The 896-nt window shown below is 72.1% G+C and carries 1 protein-coding gene; it reads right to left on the reverse strand.

Translation table 11 applies throughout. From position 1 onward, the window contains the following. Positions 1 to 78: 78 nt before the first annotated feature. On the reverse strand, positions 79 to 771 hold the full coding sequence (locus tag Acy02nite_RS15650) for a class I SAM-dependent methyltransferase (RefSeq protein ID WP_203741242.1): 693 nt from the start codon (positions 769 to 771) through the stop codon (positions 79 to 81). Between the last annotated feature and the right edge of the window lie 125 nt (positions 772 to 896).

An 896-nucleotide genomic window follows, 5' to 3' on the forward strand; every position in this document is an offset into this window, starting at 1 on the left:
CCGGTGGCCGAATCTGCGCCGCTGGCCGGGTCCGGATCAGCGCCGGTGGCCGAATCTGCGCCGCTGGCCGGGTCCGGATCAGCGCCGGTGGCCGACTCCGAACTGGAAGAAGCGGCCGGTGTCGCCGATCTGCACGTCGATGCCGGCCCGGCCGGCGGCGTCGATCAGCTCCCCGGCGGTGTAGAAATTCTTCACCACGGTGGCGCCGTCGCCGTTGCTCAGGCGGCGCCGCATCGTCTGCCCGGCCACCGCGGCGACGTGTGGCTCGGCGACCGAGGCGGGCGAGTCGTCGACGAAGAAAACCGTGCCACCGGGCCGCAGCCAGGAAGAAACCTTCGCGAAGAACGGCCGCAGGCGCTCGCGTGGCACGTGCGACACCCAGAACGTGAAGACCACGCTGTCGTACCGGTCGCCGGTGTCCCAGGTGAACAGGTCGGCAATCTCCGTCCGCACGTGCGGCAGGCCGGCGACCGGGTTGCGCGCCAGCATCGCGGCGGAGCCGTCCACGAGCGTCAGCCGGGCGGCCCGGGGTGCGAGATGGACACTCCAGGTGCCGGTGCCCGGGGCGAGTTCCAGTACCTCCGAGCCGAGTTCCGCGGTCTGCAGCGCGCCCAGGGCGAGACCGGCCTCGGCGAACCAGGCGTCGTTCTCGGCCTTGCCCTTGTCGAACGCTCCGCGGCGCAGCCACCAGTCGTCGTACTCCGGCGCGCGGCGGGAGTAGTAGTCAAGCTGCTCGGCAAGCTGCTCGTCGGAGACCAGGTCCTCAGTCACCTGCCGAGTTTAGGCCCTGTCCCGTCGCTCACCACGGGTCGCGGCCCGGCCGCTGGTGCCACCCGACGCCGGGCCCGGCCACACTCCCGGCAGCCCGGAGACCGACATCCCTCGACGCCAGGCCT

Source organism: Actinoplanes cyaneus (genome assembly GCF_016862095.1).
Lineage (GTDB): Bacteria > Actinomycetota > Actinomycetes > Mycobacteriales > Micromonosporaceae > Actinoplanes > Actinoplanes cyaneus.